This window comes from Loktanella atrilutea (assembly GCF_900128995.1).
Taxonomy (GTDB): domain Bacteria; phylum Pseudomonadota; class Alphaproteobacteria; order Rhodobacterales; family Rhodobacteraceae; genus Loktanella; species Loktanella atrilutea.
This window is the reverse complement of sequence record NZ_FQUE01000003.1, coordinates 299100-319935: the sequence shown is the minus strand read 5'-3', so window position 1 is coordinate 319935 and position 20836 is coordinate 299100. Positions and strand designations below refer to the sequence as shown.

Here is a 20836-nt window from a genome sequence, read left to right as displayed (position 1 = left end):
GCAACGCTGACCGTAACCGCTTGCCAGCGCCCCCGCGCCTTGGTCTAACCGCGTGAAATGCCCGGAGGACCCCATGGTCGACATCGCCACACGCGTCTGGAACCACAAGTGGAAGATCGACCCCATCGTCCGGTCCCTGATCGACACGGACTTTTACAAGCTGCTGATGTGCCAGTCGGTCTTCCGCAACCGGCGTGACGTGCAGGTCACGTTCTCGCTCATCAACCGCACGAAATCCATCCGGCTGGCCGACCTTGTGGACGAGGGCGAGTTGCGCGAGCAGCTCGACTACGTCCGGTCCCTGTCCCTGACCCGGGGCGAAAGCACGTGGATGCGCGGCAACACCTTCTATGGCAAGCGGCAGATGTTCACGCCGGACTTCATGGACTGGTTCGAGAAGCTGCGCCTGCCGCCCTATCACCTTGAAAAGCGCGATGGGCAGTACGAGCTGACCTTCGAAGGCTCCTGGCCCGAGGTCATGCTGTGGGAGATCCCGGCGCTGGCGATCCTGATGGAACTCCGCTCGCGCGCCGTGTTGCGCGACATGGGGCGGTTCGAGCTGCAGGTGCTCTACGCCCGCGCCATGACCAAGGTGTGGGAGAAGGTGAAGCGTCTGAACACCCACCCGGGGTTGAAGATCGCCGACTTCGGCACGCGGCGCAGGCATTCCTTCCTCTGGCAGGACTGGTGCGTGCAGGCCCTGCAAGAGGGGTTGGGGGATGCCTTCACCGGCACCTCGAACTGCCTGATCGCAAAGAACCGCGACATGGAGGCGATCGGCACCAACGCCCACGAGCTGCCGATGGTCTACGCCGCACTTGCCGACGACGACACCGCCCTACGGCGGGCCCCCTACGACGTGCTGGCCGACTGGCAGGCAGAGCATGACGGCAACCTGCGCATCATCCTGCCCGACACCTACGGCACGCCGGGGTTCCTGTCGGGCGCGCCCGACTGGCTGGCGGGCTGGACCGGCATCCGGATCGATTCAGGCGACCCGGCCGAGGGGGCGGAGGCGGCGATCCGCTGGTGGCAGTCCCGCGGCGAGGACCCGACGACCAAGCTTGTAATCTTCTCGGACGGCCTCGACGTGGACAAGATCCTGGAGCTGCACGCGCGCTTCGCGGGGCGCGTGCGGGTGAGCTTCGGCTGGGGCACGATGCTGACCAACGACTTCATCGGACTGGTGGACGGCGACGCGCTGGCTCCGTTCTCGCTTGTGTGCAAGGCTGTGGCGGCCGACGGGCGGCCGACGGTGAAGCTGTCGGACAACCCGAACAAGGCGATGGGGCCGGCGGCGGAGATCGCCCGCTACAAGCGGGTGTTCGGGGTGGGGGCGCAGGAGCGGGTGGAGGTTGTGGTTTAGAAATAGGGCTTTTGCAACTCGACCAGCAGGATCACCCGAAATTTAAATTTGTCAGAAGGTCTTTTTTTTCCTCAACTTTAGGTGACTCAATAAGTCGCTGTGCTTGCGCCGAAGAAGTTGAAAGCTCGCGTATCGGGGGTACGCTTGCGTTCGCCTTTGGCATATAATCATAAAAAAGTGTCACTTGATCTCTATTAGGCATGGTCAGTCTCCAGGGGGTTCAGGTCACGTGAATAATAATGCTTACGCCGTATCCACTTAAAACCTTCGTGCTTCGTTACTGTGGCGACATCGAGGTCGCCTCCTACAGTATTTGAACCGATTGAAAAGCGAACAAACTGCTTTTGCGCTTCGGCCAAAAAGATAGCTAAATCAATAGCATCACGCGTAGGCATGGCAGGATTCGCTAACCCAGCTTGGGTGTGTGCGGCAACGTGTCGCAAACACTCGCCAAGTTTTTCTTGGGGAAGACCGGCTGAAAGTAGGGCGTCCGGCAGCCCTTGGCCATAACCCAGAAGAATACGATTAATTGCCTCAGTTTGCCCGCCCCAACTAATCATACTGGAGACATCTCGAGGAGCCTCACAGACTGGATTAGGACAGTCACCGTCTTGAATTTGAATTTTCCACATTTCACCTAGGTCCTGCCCAGACGAATACCCACCCACCCAGTATTGAAAAGTACCACTTGGTTTATCGGCAAGTTTGCCAAAGCGATCCTCGAAAAGGTACTTACGAACTTTATACGCGACCTCTTCGATGGTATAATCTTGTTTATTCACAGAATATTCAGTATCATCCAAACTCAGAAGACGCCTCAAGTCTTTCGAGATAGTCGATATCGAACACATCCCAAAATTTCCGATCCCTGCAGTCATTCCAGCAATTGGAAGATCTTTGCGCAGGTTGAATACCTTATTTGCGTGATCATAAATGTTGGCCACGTGATGATTTCCCGCGGCATCTATGCCGGTGAGGGATGTGGCACTATCTGCAGCAAAGACGATGCAGTCGTGGACCTTCAGAGCAACACATACCGTCATAAAATCCTCCACCACCTCTAATAGAATCAGAAAAAGTACGTAGAATCAATTTTTTAAATTGATTCGCAATCAACGGCTTGATCAGTACAGGCGACTCTCACTCCTCCACCGCCCCCCGCAACGCCTTCACCTCGCCCCTGACCTTCTTCGCCTTCAGCCTGCGCTTGACGGACCCGTAGGTCGGCTTCGTCGCCACGCGGCGCTTGGGCTTCTCGGTGGCGCTCAGCACCAGTTCGGCGAGGCGGTCGCGGGCGAGTTCGCGGTTGCGGGCCTGGGAGCGTGTGTCCTGCACGAAGAGCACCAGCGCGCCGTCCACAGTCCAGCGCCGTCCCGCCAGCCGCTTCAGCCGCGTCTTTACCGGGTCGGGCAGCGACGGCGAGCGTTCCGCTTCGAACCGAAGCTCTACCGCCGTCGAGACCTTGTTCACGTTCTGCCCGCCGGGACCGGAGGCGCGGGTGAACTGCTCCGTCATCTCCCACCCCTGAAGGGTGATGGTGGGGGTGATGTAAAGGTCGTCGGCCATGGGGTTGATCTAACGGGTCTGCGCAGGATTGCCAGTCAGGCCTGCAAGCGGCACCGGGTGGGGCCACATTTGGCTGCGCCAAACGTTTACCCCCACTCCTTTTTTCCTTTGAACGCTGCGCGTCCGCAGGAAAAAAGGGCTACCCCGGCGATGGGATAGCCCTTTCCTGAATATCGGAGGTGGGTCGGTTAGGTGCCCTGTGGGCCACCCACCTGAGGGTTTCATAACCCAGGGGCTGCCCTAGATCAGAACCCCCCAAGCTGTCCCGACACACGTCTCCAGAACTTCATGATGCACTGGATCACCTCCTTTCAAATGTTTCGCCTAATCCGGAGGGTGGCACACATATGGTGTATGTCAAATTAAAATATACCGCCCCTCGCGATTAAACGCGCGCCTGTGTGACCCGCCCAACAATGAGGCGAAATGGCACAAGGGCGACGAGGGCCACGGCGATCTTGACCGACCAGTCCGCCACGGCGAGCGAGATCCAGAGCGGCACGACCGGGCCGTGGCCGAGGAAGGGGACCGCCTCTTGCGCCCAGACGACCTGATCCGCCGCGACGGCGCTGATACCGTTGAAGGTGGCGGCGAAGGCGATGGAGAAGAAGATGACCGTGTCCACAACCGAGGACACCAGCGTCGAGCCGAGCGGCGCCACCCACCAGACACCCATGCGCAGGCGGTTGAAGACGGCGATGTCCAGCAGTTGAGCGACGCCGAAGGCAGTGGCCGAGGCGACGGCGACGCGGACCGGGACGGCGGGGCCGAATTCCAGCTGGATCTGGCTGCCGATCAGGGAACAGACGATGCCGACGATCAAGCCGACCAGCACGACGCGGCGGGCGGCCGAGACGCCGTAGATGCGGTTCATCAGATCGGTGACGAGGAAGGCCAGCGGATAGGTGAAGGCGCCCCAGGTCAGCAGGCCGTCGGCGATCAGGAACTGCACGAGGATGTTGGAGGCCACGACGATGGCGGCCATGGCGATCACGCCGGGAAGGATACGGGTCATGTTGTGGTTCCGTTTTGACAAGGGTGCGGCACTTGGCCCCCGCACCGTGCGGGGACGGCGCGGCTTAGCCCCCTGCCCCGCCCGCGTCAATCGGTGTCGGTGTCAGTCGGTCACGCGGTATTCCACGATCTGTGTCTGCTGGAAGAATTTGAAGTTGTCGTCGGACACCGTGGTGAGGCGGATCGCACCCGTGGCGTCGCGCCAGACCGCCAGACCTTCGAGGTTGTCGTAGGTATTCGTGGCGGTCTGAAACAGGGTCTGGGCCTGACCGCTGGTCATATCGAAGCGCCGCACGCGGGATCGGAAGCCGATGCCCGTGAAATCGCGTTCCAGCAGGTAGAAAAGGCCGTCGGGTCCGATGTCGGCGCCCACGGGGACGAAGGTATCGGTGCGTGCGATGCTGAAGGCGACGGACCAGCGACCGTCGCGGAAGCGGTAAACCGGAAAGGGGCGCCGCGCCTGCCCCGATCGTTCGGGCATGGTGTAAAGCGCGCCGTCGGGGCCGATGGCAAGAGCCTCGAGCGCGCCATTGCGTTCCATCGTGTTGAATTCGCGGGGGTGCGGCAGGGCGGTGGCCGCCCCGTCCGGCGTGTCGTAGGCGAGGACGCGGGCCGGCCCCTCGAACGAGATGTAGATCGTGCCATCGGGCGAGAGCGCCAGACCTTCGGAATCGCCGTCGAGCGGGCGGTTCCTGGCGTCATGCAGGCGCGCCTTGTGCGCGACCGTCATGCCGGAGACGACCTGACCCTTGCGCTCTACCGTGCCCTGCCAGAGGGTACCGCGATCGCTGACGGCGGTGAACGTGCGCCCGTCCGGCGACAGGTCGATGCCAGAAAGCCCGCCGAATTCCTTGTCCGGGTCGGTCCAGAGGAAACGGCCGACCTCGGTCACGCCGGGTGCCGCGGTTTCGCCGAACACCTGGCCACACCCTGCAAGCAGGGTCAGCAGGAACAGAATCTGTCGCACGATCAGTTGGCGGCGACCGCTGCGCATTGGCCCGGCAGGCTGGCCATGGTGAGTTCGCGTTTCGGCGCCGGTTTCGGGGCATTGGGGTCCGCCGGCGGCGCGGGGCGCGGGTTCAGGATGTTGTTCACCCAGTCCTGCGCGTCGGCGCAGCCGTCACCCGGCGGCGGCGGATCCTGCGGCGCGCAGGTGGTCGATCCCGCCGGGCAGTTCAGGCGGACGTGAAAGTGGTAGTTGTGCCCGTACCACGGCCGCACCTTGCGCAGCCAGCTGCGGTCGCCGGTCGCGTTCTTGCACATCTCGACCTTGGCGCCCGGAAAGATGAAGATGCGCGCGACGCGCGGGTCGGAGGCCGCAGCCTTGACGATCGCCTCTTGCTGAGGGGTCCAGCTGCTGTTGACGTAGGCGCCGCCGTTCCGGTCCATCCGGTCGGAGGAGATGTTCTCTCGCTCTGTCCGGGTGAGGTGCAGGTTGGTGGCGGGCTTCAGCCAGATGTCGGCGTCGAGGCCGATCTGGTGGCTTGCGTGACCGGTCAGCATGGGACCGCCGCGCGGCTGGCTCATGTCGCCGAAGTAGAGGCCGTTCCAGCCGGGCTGGGCGGCGGCGGCACGGGACAGATCCTGTAGAAAGGCGACGAGCTGCGGCTGGCCCCAGTTGCGATTCCGGGACAGGCGCATCGCCTGCCAGGTCGGCCCGGTTTCGGGCAATTGCGCCGCGCCGGCCTGACAGCCCTTGGAATAGAAGCCGACGGGCGCAGGCGCCTGTGCCGAAGGGCCGGGGATCGCACCGAAGACCTGCTTGGCGATGCGCTTGTCGTTGGTGTTCTGGCTGGAATAGACCGGTTGGGTCACAGTGGGGGCGGCAGTGGCAACCCGTGCATCCTGCTGGCAGGCGGCAAGGCCGGTCAGCAGGGCAAACAGTGCAGCGTAGCGGATCATTCGGCGCGGTCTCCGTCCTTGTTGACCCACCTTAGCAGGAACAACCCGAAGAGGAACAGGAAGATCACCGGCAGAAAGCCGAGTTGAACGTTCCCTGTCAGAAACGTGAAGAGCGAGATGCTGGCCGGTGCAAGGAAAGCCGTTGCCTTGCCCGTCAGGGCGAAGAGGCCGAAGGCCTCTGCCGGGCGGTCGGGGTGGGTGTGGCGGACCATCATCGACCGGCTGGCGGCATAGATCGATCCGCCGGCGCCGCCGATGACGATTCCGCAGGCGTAGAAGATCAGGTCGGGCACCTGCGATGTCTCTGCCAGCGGAAAGATAAAGAGGTGATCGCGCGACATGCCGACGATCAGACATCCGACGACGATCAGAAGCCAGACGCAGGCGCGGATGACGGGTTTCGGGCCGTACCGCGTATCGGCCAGCCCGCCGGCCCATGTGCAGATCGCGGCAGCGATCGCAGCAACGATGCCGAAGACGCCGATCTGGATCGTCGTCCACCCCAGCACGAGGGCGGCGTAGATGCCGCCGAAGGCGTAGAGCGCGTTTAGTGCGTCGCGGTAGAACATCGAGGAGAGCAGGAAATACATCAGGCTGGGGCGGTGCATGACGCCGCGCAGCGTTTCCGCCAGCTCTGCCCAGACTGCGCCGATCCGGGTCGAGCGGCCACCAAGGCGAGGATCATCGCGGACGTAGACGAAGAAGGGGATCATGAAGACCGCGTACCAGAGGGCGATGAATGGTCCGACGCTGCGCGTCCCCTCCATCCCCGCCGGATCGAGGCCGAGCGCTGGCGCATGACCGAGCAAGGTCAGGCCGGTGTCGGGGCTTTCGACGAAAAGCAGCAGCAGGATGAAGAGCGAGACCACACCGCCCCAATAGCCGAAGGCGGCGCCGGAGCCGGAAATGCGCCCGATCTCACGCTCTGTCCCGAGGCTGGGCAGGATCGCATTGACGAAGTTCAACGCGGATTCAGCAGCGAAGAAGCCGACGTAAAAGATGACGAGGATCGAGAACAGCGCCGTGCCGTCCGGCGCCAAGCCCCAGAGGGCGGCACTGGCCAGCACGTAGATTACCGAAAAGCCGGCGATCCATGGCATCTTGCGTCCGGAATTGTCGGCGAAGGCACCGAGGAACGGAGCTGTCAGCGCGATCAGCAGTCCGGCGATCGTCTGGCCCGCCGACCAGATCGACTGCGCCTGCGCATCGGCTGCGAGCTTGTCCATGCCGTCGGCCACGAAGGCATTGGTCGCGACGAGGGCGAAGTAGGGGCCGAAGACGAAGGTCAGACCGAGCGTGTAGTAGGGTTGCGACGCCCAGTCGAAGGCCATCCAGCCCCAGATCCGCCTCTTGGAAACCGCCACACCGACCCTCCGCCTTGTCTGGCCCGAATAGACACTGTGACCGCCGGCGGCGGCAAGGGGCGCGATCACCGGCGCCATGTCGCTGTGGCAAATCGGGCGTATGATCCGGGCGTGATCCGCGCGGGGCGGGTCGGGTCTTGTCTGACGCCACCGCAGCCCTTAGGTCGGCGCGAGTGTTGAAGGAGAAGCGCCGATGATGTCCCTGTTCCAGATCCTGATGCTGCTGCTGGGTATCGCGCGGTTCTTCATCTTCGCGCATTTCATCATGAGCTGGCTGATCAGCTTTGACGTGCTGAACGTGCGCCAGCCGCTGGTGGGCCAGATCTGGTACACGCTGCAGCGCATTTTGGAACCGATCTATCGGCCGATCCGGAACATCCTGCCCAGCATGGGCGGCATCGACCTGTCACCCATCGTGGCACTGGTCGCGATCGAGATCATCCGCATCCTGCTCGTGAACAACATCGCCCTGTTCTACTGACGCCGGATCCGGGGCGAAAACCTTTCGTCGAGAGGTTTTCGTCGCGGGGACGATTCTTCTCTGAAAAATCTCCGCCCCCTGAAGGCCATCACGCGATCCGTTCGATCGCCAGCGCGATCCCCTGACCGCCGCCTATGCACATGGTGATGAGCGCGCGACGACCCGAGATCCGGTCGAGTTCGTACATCGCCTTGACCGTGATGATCGCGCCGGTGGCGCCGACAGGGTGGCCCAGTGCGATGGCGCCGCCGTTGGGATTGACCTTTGCCGGGTCGAATCTGAGTTCCGCGCTGACCGCGAGGGCCTGCGCGGCGAAGGCCTCGTTGCTTTCGATCACGTCGAAGTCTTCGACCTTCAGGCCGGTGCGGTCCAGCAGACGACGCACGGCGGGCACAGGGCCGATGCCCATCACCTCTGGCCGGACGCCGGCGTGGGCGTAGCCCAGAATGCGGAACCGCGGCGTCAGGCCGGCGCGTTCCGCCGCATCCAGCCGTGCCAGCGTGATCGCGGCGGCGCCGTCGTTCAGGCCGGAAGCGTTGCCGGCCGTCACGGTGCCGTCCTTTCGAAAGGCGGGGCGCAGGGCGGCCAGCGCCTCGGCCGTTGTGGCCTTTGGGTGTTCGTCGGTCTTGAAGTCGAAGGTCTCTCTTCGGGTCTTGAGTTCCACCGGGACGATCTGGTCGTCGAAGCGGCCCTCGGCGATGGCCCTAGCCGCGCGCTGCTGGCTTTCCAGCGCGAAGGCGTCCTGTGCCGCCCGGCTGACGTCGTGTTCGGCGCTGACGTTTTCCGCCGTGATGCCCATGTGGCCGGTGCCGAAGGGGCAGTTCAGCGCGCCCAACATCATGTCGCGGGTCTTGATGTCGCCCATCTTGGCGCCCCAGCGCTGGTCGCTGACGATGAAGGGCGAGCGCGACATGCTTTCAGCCCCGCCGGCGAGGCCGAAATCGGCGTCACCCAGTTGCAGCGCCTGCACGACCGAGACGATGGCCTGCACGCCGGACCCGCAGAGGCGGTTGACGTTCATCGCGGGCGTGGTGTCGGGCACGCCTGCGTCCATCGCCGCGACCCGGCTCAGGTACATGTCGCGCGGTTCGGTGTTGATGACATGGCCAAAGGCGACGTGACCGATCTGCGCCGCGTCCAGCCCGCCGCGGGCGATGGCTGCGCGGGCGACCGTGGCGCCCAGCGCGATCGGCGGCGTCCCGGCCAAGGCGCCCCCGAAGGTGCCGATTGCGGTGCGCGCGCCGCCCAGAATGACGATGTCGGTCATGGAATGTCCCCCTCTGTTCCGGCGCAGGATGGCAAGCAGCGATGGCGGAGGCCAGAGAAACCTTTGGTCACCTGCGGCAAAGGGCCCGGTTCCGCTGTGCTGCACAGGGTGGCGGCTTATGTAGCAGTCGAACGAAGGAAATCCGATGCTGCTGACCGTCACCGACCTGCGCAAGACCTATGCCACCGCTGATGGCGATTTCGACGTTCTGCGGGGCGTCGATCTGTCTTTGGATGCGGGGCAGACCCTTGCCCTGACCGGCGAGAGCGGGTCGGGCAAGAGCACGCTGCTGCACCTGATCGGAGGACTGGATGTGCCGGACGGCGGGCGGATCGTGCTGGACGGCACCGACCTGACCGCGCTCGATGATGCGGGCCGTGCGCGCATGCGGCGAGAGACGGTGGGGGTCGTGTTCCAGCAGTTCAATCTGATCCCGTCCCTTCGCGTCGTGGACAATATCGCCTTTCAGGCGCGGCTGGCGGGCCGGCATGATGGGGCGTGGTGTGATACGCTGGCAGAACGCATGGGTCTGACGCCCCAGTTGCGCAAGTATCCCGAGCAGTTGTCCGGTGGCCAGCAGCAGCGGGTGGCGATTGCCCGGACGCTGGCGCCGCGCCCCCGCCTCGTGCTGGCGGACGAACCGACGGGCAACCTCGACGAGGCGGCGGCGGCGCAGGTGCTGGCGCTGATGCTGGAACTGGTAACGGACACTGGCGCGGGTCTGCTGATGGTCACGCACTCCGACCGGCTGGCGGGGCAGATGCAGCGGCGTCTGCACCTGTCGCGGGGCGTGATCGCGTGACGGGTACCGTCCTGCGTGCCCTGCTGTCGCACTGGCGGCGCAATCCGCTGCAGCTGTTCACACTGCTGGCAGGTCTGGCGCTGGCGACGGCGCTGTGGTCCGGCGTGCAGGCGATCAATGCAGAGGCGCGCGCGAGCTACGATTCCGCTGCCGCGACGCTGGGGGAAGGCACCTTTGACCAGTTGACGCGCAGCGATGGCCAGCCCCTGACGGTGGCGAGCTATGTCGCCCTTCGGCGCGCCGGCTGGCTGGTATCACCGGTGACCGAAGGACGGCTGGACGGCGTGCGGATCGTCGGACTCGACCCGCTGACGGCGCCCGGCGGGTTGGGGCCGGTGCAGATCGCGGACGGCGCCGACGTGGGGGCGTTCCTGTCTGGTCAGGGGCAGGTCTTTGGCCGGGCCGCGGCGCTGGCCGCCCTGCCCGCCGGGCCTGAAAAGGTCGAATCCCCGGATGTGGCACCGGATACGGTCATTACCGACATCGGCGTCGCGCAGCGGCTGCTGGGCCGTGATGGCCAGATCGATCGGTTGATCGTCGCCATGACGCAGCCCATCGGTCAAGCGCCCCTGTCCGAAATTGCGCCAGAGTTGATCCGGAAGGTGGCACAGGGTGGATCAGACCTTGGACGCTTGACTGACAGCTTTCATCTGAATCTGACGGCCTTCGGGCTGCTGTCCTTCGCGGTCGGCATCTTCATCGTCAACGGTGCCATCGGCCTTGCGTTCGAGCAGCGCAGGCCCGTCGTGCGGACCCTGCGGGCGCTGGGGGTGCCGCTGCGGCGGCTGATGGTGCTGATGGCGCTGGAACTGGCGCTGATGGCGCTGGTCGCAGGCGGAATCGGTGTCGCGCTGGGCTATGTCATCGCGTCGCTGCTGTTGCCCGATGTCGCCGCGACGTTGCAGGGCCTGTATGGCGCCACCGTCGCAGGAACGCTGCAATTGCGCCCGGTCTGGTGGGCGTCCGGCCTTGCAATCGCGTTCGGCGGGACGGCAATGGCCTCTGCCGCCGCATTCTGGCGGCTGGCGCGTCTGCCGCTGCTGGCCGGCGGCTCGCCCCGGGCACTGAGCATGGCGGCGGGGCGGTCGGCCCGCGTGCAGGGGGCACTGGCGCTGGTCCTGCTGGTAGCGGCCGGCGCGCTGGCGCTGACGGCACAGGGACTTGTCGCCGGTTTCGCCCTGCTGGGGTCGATGCTGATCGGGGCCGCACTCGCACTGCCGCTGATCCTTGACCGTGTGCTGGCGATGGCAGAGAGGCTGTCGCGAGGGGTTCGCGCGCAATGGTTCTGGGCCGATACGCGGCAGCAGTTGCCGGGCCTATCGCTGGCGCTGGCGGCGTTGCTGTTGGCGATGGCGGCGAACGTCGGCGTCTCGACCATGGTCAGCAGCTTTCGTCTGACGTTCACCGGGTTCCTTGACCAGCGGCTGGCGTCAGAGCTTTACGTCACCGCTGCCGACCCGGCAGATGCCAAACGGCTGGTGGATTACGTAACGCCGCGCGTCCGCGCCGTGCTGCCCATCCAGTCTGCCCCGGCGCAGATCGCTGGTTTCCCGGCTGAGGTCTTCGGCGCGCGCGACGATGCCACCTATCGCGACAACTGGGCCTTTCTGTCCGCTAACCCAGACACCTGGGACGCCGTTGCCGCAGGCGATGGTATCCTGATCAACGAACAGCTATCGCGGCGGTCGGGGTTGTCGCTGAACGATGCGGTGACACTTGGCGGACGGCAATTTGCCGTCGAGGGGGTATACGGTGATTATGGCAATCCGATCGGTCAGGCTATCCTGACGGAAGCCGCGTTCGAGGCGCTTTACCCTGACGTGACACCGCTGCGCTTTGGCCTGCGGTTGCCTGCGGCGGAGGTGCCGTCGCTGGTCGAGGCGCTGGAAAATGATGTCGGCATCCCGGCGGCGAATACCGTCAATCAAGCCGGGATCAAGCGGATCTCTCTCGATATCTTCGACCGGACCTTTACCGTCACCACGGCGCTGAACATCCTGACGCTGACCGTCGCCGGCTTTGCCATCCTAATGAGCCTGCTGACCCTTGCCGCGCTGCGCGTGCCGCAACTGGCGCCCGCTTGGGCCATGGGGCTGACACGGCGGGAGCTTGGGCTGCTGGAACTGGTGCGGGCGGTGCTGCTGGCGGTGCTGACCGCCCTCGTCGCGCTGCCGCTTGGGCTGGCGCTGGCCTGGGCACTGCTGGCGGTCGTCAACGTTGCGGCCTTCGGCTGGCGGCTGCCAATGTTCCTGTTCCCGCTCGATTATCTGCGGCTGGGGGGCTTCGCCCTGCTGGCCGCCGCACTGGCGGCGCTTTGGCCTGCATGGCGGCTGGCACGGACGCCGCCGAGCGATCTGTTGAAGGTGTTTTCCAATGAACGCTAAGGTTCTGATCCTTTGTATACTGCCTGCGATGACACAGGCGCAGGGGTTTTCCGGGCTGGGCAGCGATGCGGCCGGCTTTACCCTGCCGCAGCCGCACCCGCAGTTCGAATTTCCCGCCGATCATGGGGCGCATCCGGATTTCCGGATCGAATGGTGGTATGTCACGGCGAACCTGACCGGACCGGACGGCACCCCTTACGGCCTGCAATGGACACTGTTTCGGTCAGCCCTGGCGCCAGCGGTCCGGCCCGGTTGGGATGATCCGCAGCTTTGGATGGGTCACGCGGCGGTCACGACTCCTACGGATCATTTCGTCACCGAACGACTGGCCCGGGGCGGGATCGGGCAGGCGGGCGTCGAGGCGCAGCCCTTTGCGGCATGGATCGACGACTGGCACTTCGACGGGATCGACGAAGGCACGCTGCGCGCAACCGGACCCGACTTCGGCTATGACATGACGCTGACGGCAGAGGGCCCTTTGGTGCGGCAGGGCGAAGACGGCTACTCGGTCAAGTCGACCAGCGGGCAGGCGTCCTACTATTATTCGCAGCCGTTCTACCGGATCGGCGGCACGCTGCATCTGCCGGACGGCGACGTGCCGGTGACCGGCACAGGATGGCTGGACCGGGAATGGTCGAGCCAGCCGCTGGCCGAGAACCAGACCGGTTGGGACTGGTTCTCTGTCGCCTTCGATGCAGGCACGCGGATGATGGTCTATCGCCTGCGGCAGAGCGACGGCGCGGACTACTATTCCGCCACCTGGATCGCGGCGGACGGCACGTCGACGCCCTATACCGACGGGGAGGTCACGGCAACGCCGCTGGAGGAGACGACCGTCGACGGCCATACGGTACCGACCCGCTGGCAGGTGGAGCTGCCGGCGGAGGGTGTTGACGTCACGGTCGCGGCGGTCAACACGCAGGCGTGGATGACGACCAGCGTCCCCTATTGGGAGGGGCCGGTGACGGTCGACGGCAGCGCCAAGGGCGTCGGCTATCTGGAGATGACAGGCTATGACTGAGTGGTTCGAGACGCTGACGGGGTTGCAGGACCGGGTCTGGCAACTTCTGAAGTGCGGCGTCGCGGACAGGCACGCACCGGCGAGGCAGCCGACGCTTGCGACAGTCGGCCCCGACGGCCGGCCCGAAGCCCGCACCGTCGTGCTGCGCCGGGTAGAGCGGTCGACGGCGCTGCTGGAGGTCTATACCGACAGCCTGTCAGACAAGATGAAAAGCCTGAAGACTTCGCCTTGGGCCGCTTTGCATGTCTGGGAGCCGAAGCTTGATCTTCAGATCCGGCTGCAGGCGGATGTGACCCCGTCCGAAGGAGATGCGGTTGCAGACCGGTGGGATCCCCTGCCGGAGGCGGCGCGCCTGTCCTACGGCGTGGTGCCGCCACCGGGCACGCCCATCGATGCCGCGCTGGACTACGAGAAATCTGCCGATCAGGGCCGGTTCTGCGTGCTGACGCTGGCGCTGGTCCATATCGACGTGGTGCATCTGGGCGAGGCTCATCGCCGGGCCGCGTATCGTGCGGACGACGGCTGGGCCGGGCAGTGGCTGGTTCCGTGAACGACGGCCTGCCCCTCGTCAAGGATCTGGTGCTGGTCGGCGGCGGCCATACCCATGCGCTGGTGCTGCGCAAATGGGGCATGAAGGCGCTGGCCGGTGTCCGTGTCACGTTGATCAACCCCGGCCCGACGGCAGCCTATTCGGGGATGCTGCCCGGCTATGTCGCCGGACATTACGGGCGGGACGATCTGGATATCGACCTCGTGCGGCTGGCGCGCTTCGCCGGTGCGCGGTTGATCGACGGGGCGGTGACGGCGATCGACCCGGCGGCGCGGCTGATCACCGTGCCCGGTCGGCCGCCCGTGGCCTACGACGTGTTGAGCCTCGATGTCGGAATCACCTCCGAGATGCCCGCCCTGCCCGGCTTTGCCGATCACGGGGTGCCGGCAAAACCGCTCGGCAATTTCGCCGGTCGCTGGACGGCCTTCCGAGAAGCGGCGACAGCGCCGCATGTCGCCGTAATCGGCGGTGGTGTCGCGGGGGCGGAACTGGCGATGGCGATGGCTTGCAGCCTGAAGACGCGTGGCCTGGCGCCGGTGCTGCAGCTGATCGACCGGGGTCAAATCGTCGATTCGCTTGGTCCCAATGCGCAGCGGCGCATGCGAGAGGCGCTGCTGGCAAACGGCGTGACTTTGATCGAGGCGGCAGAGGTGACGGAGGTGACCGCGGACAGCGTCATCCTGGCCGACGGACGCCGAATCCGGTCCGATTTCACCACCGGGGCCGCCGGTGCGCGGCCGCATGATTGGCAGGCCGGTATCGGGGTCGCGTTGCACGACGGTTTCGTTGCAGTTGATCGGCATCTGCAGTCTTCCAACCCTGCGATCTTTGCGGTTGGCGACTGCGCCCACATGACCCACGCCCCCCGACCCAAGGCTGGCGTCTATGCGGTAAGACAAGCGCCCGTGCTGTTCGACAACCTGCGCGCCGTGCTCTCTGGGGGTCAGCTTCGCGCCTATGTGCCGCAGCGCGATTACCTGAAGCTGATCTCTCTGGGCGGGAAGGCGGCGCTGGCGGAACGGTTCGGCACCGCACTGGCCGGTCCGATGCTATGGCGCTGGAAGGACCGCATCGATCGCAAATTCATGCGGCAGTTCGATGATCTGACCTTCATGGGGCAGCCCGACCTTCCGTTGACAAGGGCGGAAGGGCTGGTCGAGGCGGTGGGCGACAAGCCGATGTGCGGCGGTTGCGGCGCCAAGGTCGGGCGCGGGGCGTTGCGGGCGGCATTGGCCGACCTGCCGCCGGCAGGGCGTGACGACGTCGTGATGGTGCCGGGTGATGATGCAGGGCTGCTGCAGATGGGTGCGGTGCGTCAGGTCGTCAGCACCGACCACCTGCGCGCGCTGACGGCGGACCCCGTAGTGATGACCCGGATCGCGGTCAATCATGCGCTTGGCGATATCTGGGCGATGGGTGCCGCGCCGCAGGCGGCGACGGTGAACCTGATCCTGCCGAAACTGTCGGCGGACCTGCAGACCCGCACCCTGCGCGAGATCATGGAAACGGCCGATGACTGCCTGCGGGCGGCGGGGGCGGCGATCGTCGGGGGACATACCTCTGTCGGGTCGGAACTGACGATCGGATTCACGGTGACGGGGCTGTGCGACCAAGCGCCGATCACCCTGCGCGGGGCGCGACCGGGTGACGCGCTGATTTTGACCAAACCGCTCGGCAGTGGTGTCATCATGGCGGCCGAGATGGCCGGTCAGGCGCGTGGGGATACGGTCTTCGGGGCGCTCGCCGCGATGTGCAGGTCACAGGCGCGGGCGAGCGAGATCCTGTGCGAGGCCCATGCGATGACCGACGTGACGGGATTTGGATTGGCCGGGCATCTGTCGGGGATCACAGACGCATCGGGAACCGGCGCGCGGCTGACGCTGGCGGAGATCCCGGTCATGTCGGGGGCCGTCGATCTGGCAGCGGCAGGCGTCCATTCGACACTGCTACGGGACAATATCGCCGGCAGCGGCCCCGTCACGGGACCGATGGGGCCCATGACCGACCTGCTTTACGATCCGCAGACGGCGGGCGGACTGCTGGCCGCAGTGGCGGAGGCGGATGCCGCGGGGCTGATACAGCAGCTTCAAGATGCTGGATACGCCGAGGCAGCGATCATCGGTTTGGTGACTGCCGAACCGGGCATCACGCTGATCTAAAGCCTGCGGATGAGGGCCGCCAGATCATCGGCCGCCCGCGCACGGCCCGTTGCATCAAGTGAGTCCGCCGTCACCTCGCCCAGCCATTCGCGGTCGTCCACCCGACGGGATCGGGCATAGGCCGCATCGTAGTGACGGTCCATCAGCGATGTTGCCAGCCCTTCGAAATCGCCGGCGTCCAGCATCGCTTCCCAGTCGTCGACGACGGCATGGCCGCGCAGGTTTCGCAACGGCTGCAGACGGGCACGCAGGGCATTGGGATCGGCGATGATGTCGGCATAGGCCTGCGTCAGATAGGCGGCACGGGCGGCAAGTGGTGCCTTTACGTTGATCCGGGGAGCGGCGGTCATGCGCGCCCAGATCTGCTTTGGCAGGACGATCTGGCCGATCTTGCTGCTTTCGGCCTCGACGATGGTCGGCCTGTCGGGATCCAGCGCGGACAGGGCCTGCGCCAGTTTGGACTCGAACCCCTTCTGTGCGGGCTGTCCACCGGCCACCCCGCCCAGCAGGGATCCGCGGTGGGCGGCCAGCCCCTCCAGATCGAGGATCTGCACGTCGCGTTCCGCCAGCAGGTGCAACAGAGCGGTCTTGGCGGTGCCGGTATAGCCGTCGAGCAGGATCAGGCGGTGCGGCACCGGATCGAGGTAGAGCGCGTCGTGGACCAGACGCCGATAGGTCTGGTAGCCGCCCTTGATCGTGTCCGCACGCCAGCCGATCTGCTGCAGGATCGACGAGAAGGACCCTGACCGCTGACCGCCGCGCCAGCAATAGACCAGCGGCTGCCACGCCCCGTCGTGATGTGCCAGCGGCCCGTCGACATGATCGGCAACGTTGCGTGCGACCATTGCTGCACCGATCTTGCGGGCGTCGAAGGCGCTGACCTGCTTGTACATCGTGCCGACTTCCGCCCGCTGGTCGTTCGACAGGGCGGGCAGGTTGATGGCGCCGGGGATATGGTCCTCGGCGTATTCAGCGGGGCTGCGCACGTCGATCACGGTGTCGAACCCGTGGGCCATCAGGTCGCGCAGACTTTGGAAGGTTTGCGGCATGGTTCACCCCGCTGGCCGCAACGGTCGGCGCCCGTCGTCGTGCAAGGTGAACCACTGGCCATCGTCCAGCACCGCAGGGACGAGCGGGCGCCCGTAGCCTGCGCCGCCGTCGAGATCGATACGGTTGCCGAAGTGTTCCGGCTCATCCAGCGCCGTGTGGCCATGAACGACCATCGATCCGTGATCGTCGTGATTGTCGAGCCAGCCGTCGCGGATCCAGATCAGGTCGTCCTCTACCTGGTCCGCTATCGCGACACCGGGACGGATCCCGGCGTGGACGAAAAGATGACCTTTTGCCTCGTGCATCAGCGGGTTGGTGGCGAGGAACTGGCGGTGCGCTTCCGGCACCCGGTCGCGGGCGAGTGCGACGAGTTCCTGAAGCGTCAGATCGCCTTCTGTCGTCGGGTAGTTCACCAGCGTTTCCAATCCGTCAGCATCGCGGATATAGCTTGCGGGCGCCGTCGGCACGATACCGTAGGATTCAAGGGTCCTGTCCCCGCCAAGGCGCGGGTTCAGCCATGAGAGGCCCGACTTGATTGCGGGATCGTGGGTCACGCCCTCTTCCACGAAGCGCAGGAACATGCGGTCATGGTTCCCCTTGATGAAGGTCCAGTCCAGCCCTGCATCGCGACCGTGGATCAACGTGTCGATGACGCCGCGGCTGTCGGGTCCGCGGTCGGTGTAGTCGCCCAGGAAGACCAGCGGCGCATCGGCCCCGCCGTCCGCCGCGATCAGGAGGAGCGCACGGTCGAGCATGGCCTTCTGACCGTGGATATCACCAATGGCGTAGATCATGGGGCGGTCCCTTTGCATTTCGGGACTGACTTAACAGAGGTCGCGGGGATTGACAGCCTCGGAGCCTTCGGCAGGCGTTTATCTTGTCGGATGAAGGAAGGGCCCCGCGTCGGTCAGACGCGAGGCCCCGGGGGATCACACCTGGAAGGTCAGCGGCTTGACCTGCTGGAACATGCCGGTGTCTTCGAGCGCCGTGATGGCAGCGGCGGGGACCGGTTCGTCGATGTAGAGCAATGCGATGGCTTCGCCCTTGGCGGCCGCGCGGCCCAGGGTGAAGTTCGCGATGTTCACGCCATGGTCGCCCAACGTGGTGCCGAGCTTGCCGATGATGCCGGGCACATCCTCGTTGGTGGTGTAAAGCATGTTGGCACCGATTTCTGCGTCGACGTTGATGCCCTTGATCTGGATGAAGCGCGGCTTGTGATCGCTGAAGACGGTACCGGCGACGGACCGCTCGCGCTTGTCCGTGACGACAGTGACCTTGATGTAACCTTCGAAGACGCCGGACTGGTCCTGTTTCGTCGTGCTGACCTGCACGCCGTTGTCCTTGGCGATGACCGGTGCGCTGACCATGTTCACGTCCGGATTCCTGCGGCGCATGATGCCGGCGATGGTGGCGGCGGTCAGGGCCTTGAGGTTCATCTCGGAGGCTTCGCCGTCGAACAGGATGTTGATCGCCTTGATCGGTTCGTCCGTCATCTGGCCGACGAAGTTGCCGAGGTGGCCCGAAAGTGTGATCCACGGCCCCATGATCTTCGATTCCTCGGCGGTGATCGAAGGCATGTTGATCGCGTTGGTGACGGCGCCTGTCAGCAAGTAGTCGGACATCTGCTCTGCCACCTGAAGGGCGACGTTTTCCTGCGCCTCGGTCGTGGCGGCCCCCAGGTGCGGGGTCACGACGACATTGGGCAGGTTGAAGAGCGGGCTTTCCATTGCGGGTTCGACGGCGAAAACGTCGAAGGCGGCCCCGGCGACGCGGCCGTCCTTCAGCGCCTCGGCCAGCGCGTCCTCGTCCACCAGACCGCCGCGGGCGCAGTTCACGATGCGTACGCCGGGCTTGAGCTTGGCGATCGCTTCGCGGCTGAGGATGTTGCGGGTCTGGTCGGTCAGGGGCACGTGGAAAGTGATGAAGTCCGCGCGGCCCAGCAAGGCGTCCAGTTCCACCTTTTCGACGCCCAGTTCGACGGCGCGATCTTCGGACAGGAAGGGATCGTAGGCGATGACCTTCATCTTCAGGCCCTTCGCCCGGTCGATCACGATGGACCCGATGTTGCCGGCACCGATGACGCCAAGCACCTTGTTGGTCAGCTCCACACCCATGAAACGGGACTTTTCCCATTTTCCGGCATGTGTGGAGGCGTTCGCCTCGGGGATTTGGCGGGCCACGGCCATCATCAGCGAAATGGCATGTTCGGCGGTGGTGATCGAATTGCCGAAGGGCGTGTTCATCACGATGATGCCCTTCTTCGACGCGGCCGGAATGTCGACATTGTCGACACCGATGCCCGCGCGGCCGATGACCTTGAGGTTGGTCGCGGCGCTGATCAGCTTTTCCGTCGCCTTGGTGGCGGAGCGGATGGCGAGGCCGTCATAGTTGCCGATGATGGCGGCCAGCGCCTCCTTGTCCTTGCCCAGCTTGGGCTGGAAGTCGACGTCGATGCCGCGGTCCTTGAAGATCTGGACGGCGGCGTCCGACAGCTCGTCGGAAATGAGAACCTTGGGGGCCATTTTTGGCACTCCTCTTGCAGAATGGGGGATGGGGCGGGCCGGCAGCGGCCCGCCGGGAAATCAGGCGTTGATCTCGGCGTCGAAGGCCCACTCGATCCAGGGCATCAGCGCCTTGAGATCGGAGGCTTCCACTGTGGCGCCGCACCAGATCCGCAGGCCGGCAGGGGCGTCGCGGTATGCCCCCACGTCAAGCGCCACGCCTTCGGATTCGAGCCGCTTGGCGACTGCTTTGGCAAAGGCGGCACCGTCGGTGATGCGATCGTCCGTGAACTTCAGGCAGACGCTGGTATTCGACCGCGTCGCCGGATCGACGGCGAGGTTCGCGATCCAGTCGTGCTTTTCGCAGAAATCGAAGATCACGCCGGCATTGGCGTCGGCCCGCGCCTTCAGCGCCGGCAGCCCGCCAATGGACTGGCCCCACTTCAACGCGACGAGGTAATCCTCCACGCAGAGCATGGAGGGCGTATTGATCGTCTCGCCCTTGAAGATGCCTTCGATCAGCTTGCCGCCCTTCGTCATGCGGAAGATCTTGGGCAGCGGCCATGCGGGGGTGTAGCTTTCAAGGCGTTCGACGGCGCGGGGCGACAGGATCAGCATGCCATGCGCCGCCTCTCCGCCCATGACCTTCTGCCAGGAGAAGGTGGTCACGTCGAGCTTGTCCCACGGCAGGTCCTGCGCGAAGGCGGCAGAGGTCGCGTCGCAGAGCGTCAGGCCCGCGCGGTCGGCCGGGATCATCTCGCCATGCGGCATCCGCACGCCGGAGGTCGTGCCGTTCCAGGTGAAGCAGACGTCGTTGTCGTAGTTCAGCGCGGCCATGTCGACGATCTCGCCGTAGGGCGCCTCGTGAACCGTGGCCTCGATCTTCAGCTGCTTGACCACGTCCGTGACCCAGCCCGCACCGAAGGATTCCCAGGCGACCATCTCGGCCGGGCGTTCACCCAGCATGGTCCACATCGCCATTTCGAACGCGCCGGTGTCGGACGCGGGCACGATGCCGATGCGATAGTCGGCGGGCACGCCCAGGACCTCGCGGGTCAGGTCAATGGCCTCGGCCAGTTTGGACTTGCCCACGGCGGCACGGTGCGAGCGGCCCAGAGGGGCGTCGCCGAGTGCGTCGAGTGACCATGTAGGGGGTTTGGCACAGGGGCCGGACGAAAAACGCGCGTTATCCGGCCGCGTTGCCGGTTTGGTCGTCACCATTGCTGGTATCCTCACAGATATGCGCCCTTCGTTGGGGAAGGGTGTCCCACCGCCGGATGTAGCTGCGCGCCAGTGAAATGGCAATTGAAATTCCGGCGACCTTCTGCGCAGCGCGACCTGATTGAGGACGACAACTTTTCCGGTGGTCTTATGGTGGACCTTCCTTCAAAATCACGGAAGGCTTGCCT

General features: G+C 65.1%; 18 protein-coding genes. 7 read left to right on the top strand and 11 right to left on the bottom strand.

The window, feature by feature from the left end; all coding sequences use genetic code 11:
* Nucleotides 1–73: 73 nt before the first annotated feature.
* Nucleotides 74–1366 carry a nicotinate phosphoribosyltransferase gene (gene pncB, locus BUA54_RS09315; protein WP_072856964.1) on the top strand — a complete coding sequence of 431 codons (1293 nt, stop codon included), beginning with the start codon at nt 74–76 and terminating at the stop codon, nt 1364–1366.
* A gap of 194 nt (nt 1367–1560) precedes the next feature.
* Here pncB and BUA54_RS20805 read toward each other — a convergent pair whose 3' ends face one another.
* The 6 genes from BUA54_RS20805 to BUA54_RS09290 all read right to left on the bottom strand — a co-directional run bounded on the left by BUA54_RS20805 (nt 1561) and on the right by BUA54_RS09290 (nt 7212).
* On the bottom strand, nt 1561–2310 hold the full coding sequence (locus BUA54_RS20805) for a hypothetical protein (protein ID WP_143155386.1): 750 nt from the start codon (nt 2308–2310) through the stop codon (nt 1561–1563).
* A 196-nt stretch (nt 2311–2506) separates the two neighbouring features.
* Nucleotides 2507–2932, bottom strand: a complete 426-nt coding sequence (arfB, locus tag BUA54_RS09310; protein ID WP_072856963.1) for an alternative ribosome rescue aminoacyl-tRNA hydrolase ArfB — start codon at nt 2930–2932, stop codon at nt 2507–2509.
* Between the two features lie 385 nt (nt 2933–3317).
* Nucleotides 3318–3947, bottom strand: a complete 630-nt coding sequence (locus tag BUA54_RS09305) for a queuosine precursor transporter (protein ID WP_072856962.1) — start codon at nt 3945–3947, stop codon at nt 3318–3320.
* 102 nt (nt 3948–4049) lie between these two features.
* Nucleotides 4050–4865 carry an esterase-like activity of phytase family protein gene (locus BUA54_RS09300; protein ID WP_245810602.1) on the bottom strand — a complete coding sequence of 272 codons (816 nt, stop codon included), beginning with the start codon at nt 4863–4865 and terminating at the stop codon, nt 4050–4052.
* Between the two features lie 50 nt (nt 4866–4915).
* The gene (gene mepA, locus BUA54_RS09295; protein ID WP_072856961.1) at nt 4916–5848 is read right to left on the bottom strand and encodes a penicillin-insensitive murein endopeptidase; all 933 of its coding nucleotides are present in this window, start codon (nt 5846–5848) and stop codon (nt 4916–4918) included.
* On the bottom strand, nt 5845–7212 hold the full coding sequence (locus BUA54_RS09290) for an MFS transporter (RefSeq protein ID WP_245810601.1): 1368 nt from the start codon (nt 7210–7212) through the stop codon (nt 5845–5847). Before BUA54_RS09290 ends, mepA begins: the two co-directional genes overlap by 4 nt.
* Before the next feature lie 193 nt (nt 7213–7405).
* Between BUA54_RS09290 and BUA54_RS09285 the strand changes: the two genes are divergently transcribed.
* Nucleotides 7406–7693 carry a YggT family protein gene (locus tag BUA54_RS09285; protein ID WP_072856960.1) on the top strand — a complete coding sequence of 96 codons (288 nt, stop codon included), beginning with the start codon at nt 7406–7408 and terminating at the stop codon, nt 7691–7693.
* A gap of 88 nt (nt 7694–7781) precedes the next feature.
* Here the strand turns inward: BUA54_RS09285 and BUA54_RS09280 are convergent, their stop codons facing one another.
* Entirely contained in the window at nt 7782–8960 is a 1179-nt protein-coding gene (locus tag BUA54_RS09280; RefSeq protein WP_072856959.1) for an acetyl-CoA C-acyltransferase family protein, read from the bottom strand.
* A gap of 145 nt (nt 8961–9105) precedes the next feature.
* Here BUA54_RS09280 and BUA54_RS09275 point away from each other — a divergent pair, with 145 nt between their 5' ends.
* The 5 genes from BUA54_RS09275 to selD are packed head-to-tail and all read left to right on the top strand — an operon-like array spanning nt 9106 to nt 15876.
* A complete protein-coding gene (locus BUA54_RS09275) occupies nt 9106–9762 on the top strand; it encodes an ABC transporter ATP-binding protein (protein ID WP_072856958.1) in 657 nt (218 codons plus the stop codon).
* The gene (locus BUA54_RS09270; RefSeq protein WP_072856957.1) at nt 9759–12146 is read left to right on the top strand and encodes an ABC transporter permease; all 2388 of its coding nucleotides are present in this window, start codon (nt 9759–9761) and stop codon (nt 12144–12146) included. Before BUA54_RS09275 ends, BUA54_RS09270 begins: the two co-directional genes overlap by 4 nt.
* Nucleotides 12136–13167 (top strand): lipocalin-like domain-containing protein, encoded by a 1032-nt coding sequence (locus tag BUA54_RS09265; RefSeq protein WP_072856956.1) that lies wholly within the window; start codon nt 12136–12138, stop codon nt 13165–13167. Before BUA54_RS09270 ends, BUA54_RS09265 begins: the two co-directional genes overlap by 11 nt.
* Nucleotides 13160–13717: a pyridoxamine 5'-phosphate oxidase family protein gene (locus BUA54_RS09260; protein ID WP_072856955.1), complete on the top strand. Its 558-nt coding sequence runs from the start codon at nt 13160–13162 to the stop codon at nt 13715–13717. The genes BUA54_RS09265 and BUA54_RS09260 overlap by 8 nt, the downstream gene beginning before the upstream one ends.
* Nucleotides 13714–15876: a selenide, water dikinase SelD gene (selD, locus tag BUA54_RS09255; protein ID WP_072856954.1), complete on the top strand. Its 2163-nt coding sequence runs from the start codon at nt 13714–13716 to the stop codon at nt 15874–15876. The genes BUA54_RS09260 and selD overlap by 4 nt, the downstream gene beginning before the upstream one ends.
* Here selD and mnmH read toward each other — a convergent pair.
* The 4 genes from mnmH to BUA54_RS09235 all read right to left on the bottom strand — a co-directional run bounded on the left by mnmH (nt 15873) and on the right by BUA54_RS09235 (nt 20648).
* Complete coding sequence (gene mnmH / locus BUA54_RS09250; protein WP_072856953.1) at nt 15873–16925, bottom strand: tRNA 2-selenouridine(34) synthase MnmH; 1053 nt, start codon at nt 16923–16925, stop codon at nt 15873–15875. The genes selD and mnmH overlap by 4 nt on opposite strands.
* A 3-nt stretch (nt 16926–16928) precedes the next feature.
* Complete coding sequence (locus tag BUA54_RS09245) at nt 16929–17720, bottom strand: metallophosphoesterase (protein WP_072856952.1); 792 nt, start codon at nt 17718–17720, stop codon at nt 16929–16931.
* A 135-nt stretch (nt 17721–17855) separates the two neighbouring features.
* Nucleotides 17856–19448, bottom strand: a complete 1593-nt coding sequence (serA, locus tag BUA54_RS09240) for a phosphoglycerate dehydrogenase (protein WP_072856951.1) — start codon at nt 19446–19448, stop codon at nt 17856–17858.
* Nucleotides 19449–19508: 60 nt separating this feature from the next.
* Nucleotides 19509–20648 carry a phosphoserine transaminase gene (locus tag BUA54_RS09235; RefSeq protein ID WP_072856950.1) on the bottom strand — a complete coding sequence of 380 codons (1140 nt, stop codon included), beginning with the start codon at nt 20646–20648 and terminating at the stop codon, nt 19509–19511.
* Between the last annotated feature and the right edge of the window lie 188 nt (nt 20649–20836).

Coding starts and splice junctions, on each gene's coding strand:
- mepA (WP_072856961.1), bottom strand. CDS start 5,848: ATGATCCGCTACGCTGCACTGTTTGCCCTGCTGACCGGCCTTGCCGCC.
- BUA54_RS09245 (WP_072856952.1), bottom strand. CDS start 17,720: ATGATCTACGCCATTGGTGATATCCACGGTCAGAAGGCCATGCTCGAC.
- BUA54_RS09280 (WP_072856959.1), bottom strand. CDS start 8,960: ATGACCGACATCGTCATTCTGGGCGGCGCGCGCACCGCAATCGGCACC.
- mnmH (WP_072856953.1), bottom strand. CDS start 16,925: ATGCCGCAAACCTTCCAAAGTCTGCGCGACCTGATGGCCCACGGGTTC.
- arfB (WP_072856963.1), bottom strand. CDS start 2,932: ATGGCCGACGACCTTTACATCACCCCCACCATCACCCTTCAGGGGTGG.
- BUA54_RS09305 (WP_072856962.1), bottom strand. CDS start 3,947: ATGACCCGTATCCTTCCCGGCGTGATCGCCATGGCCGCCATCGTCGTG.
- serA (WP_072856951.1), bottom strand. CDS start 19,448: ATGGCCCCCAAGGTTCTCATTTCCGACGAGCTGTCGGACGCCGCCGTC.
- pncB (WP_072856964.1), top strand. CDS start 74: ATGGTCGACATCGCCACACGCGTCTGGAACCACAAGTGGAAGATCGAC.
- BUA54_RS09235 (WP_072856950.1), bottom strand. CDS start 20,648: ATGGTGACGACCAAACCGGCAACGCGGCCGGATAACGCGCGTTTTTCG.
- BUA54_RS09265 (WP_072856956.1), top strand. CDS start 12,136: ATGAACGCTAAGGTTCTGATCCTTTGTATACTGCCTGCGATGACACAG.
- BUA54_RS09275 (WP_072856958.1), top strand. CDS start 9,106: ATGCTGCTGACCGTCACCGACCTGCGCAAGACCTATGCCACCGCTGAT.
- BUA54_RS09260 (WP_072856955.1), top strand. CDS start 13,160: ATGACTGAGTGGTTCGAGACGCTGACGGGGTTGCAGGACCGGGTCTGG.
- BUA54_RS09285 (WP_072856960.1), top strand. CDS start 7,406: ATGATGTCCCTGTTCCAGATCCTGATGCTGCTGCTGGGTATCGCGCGG.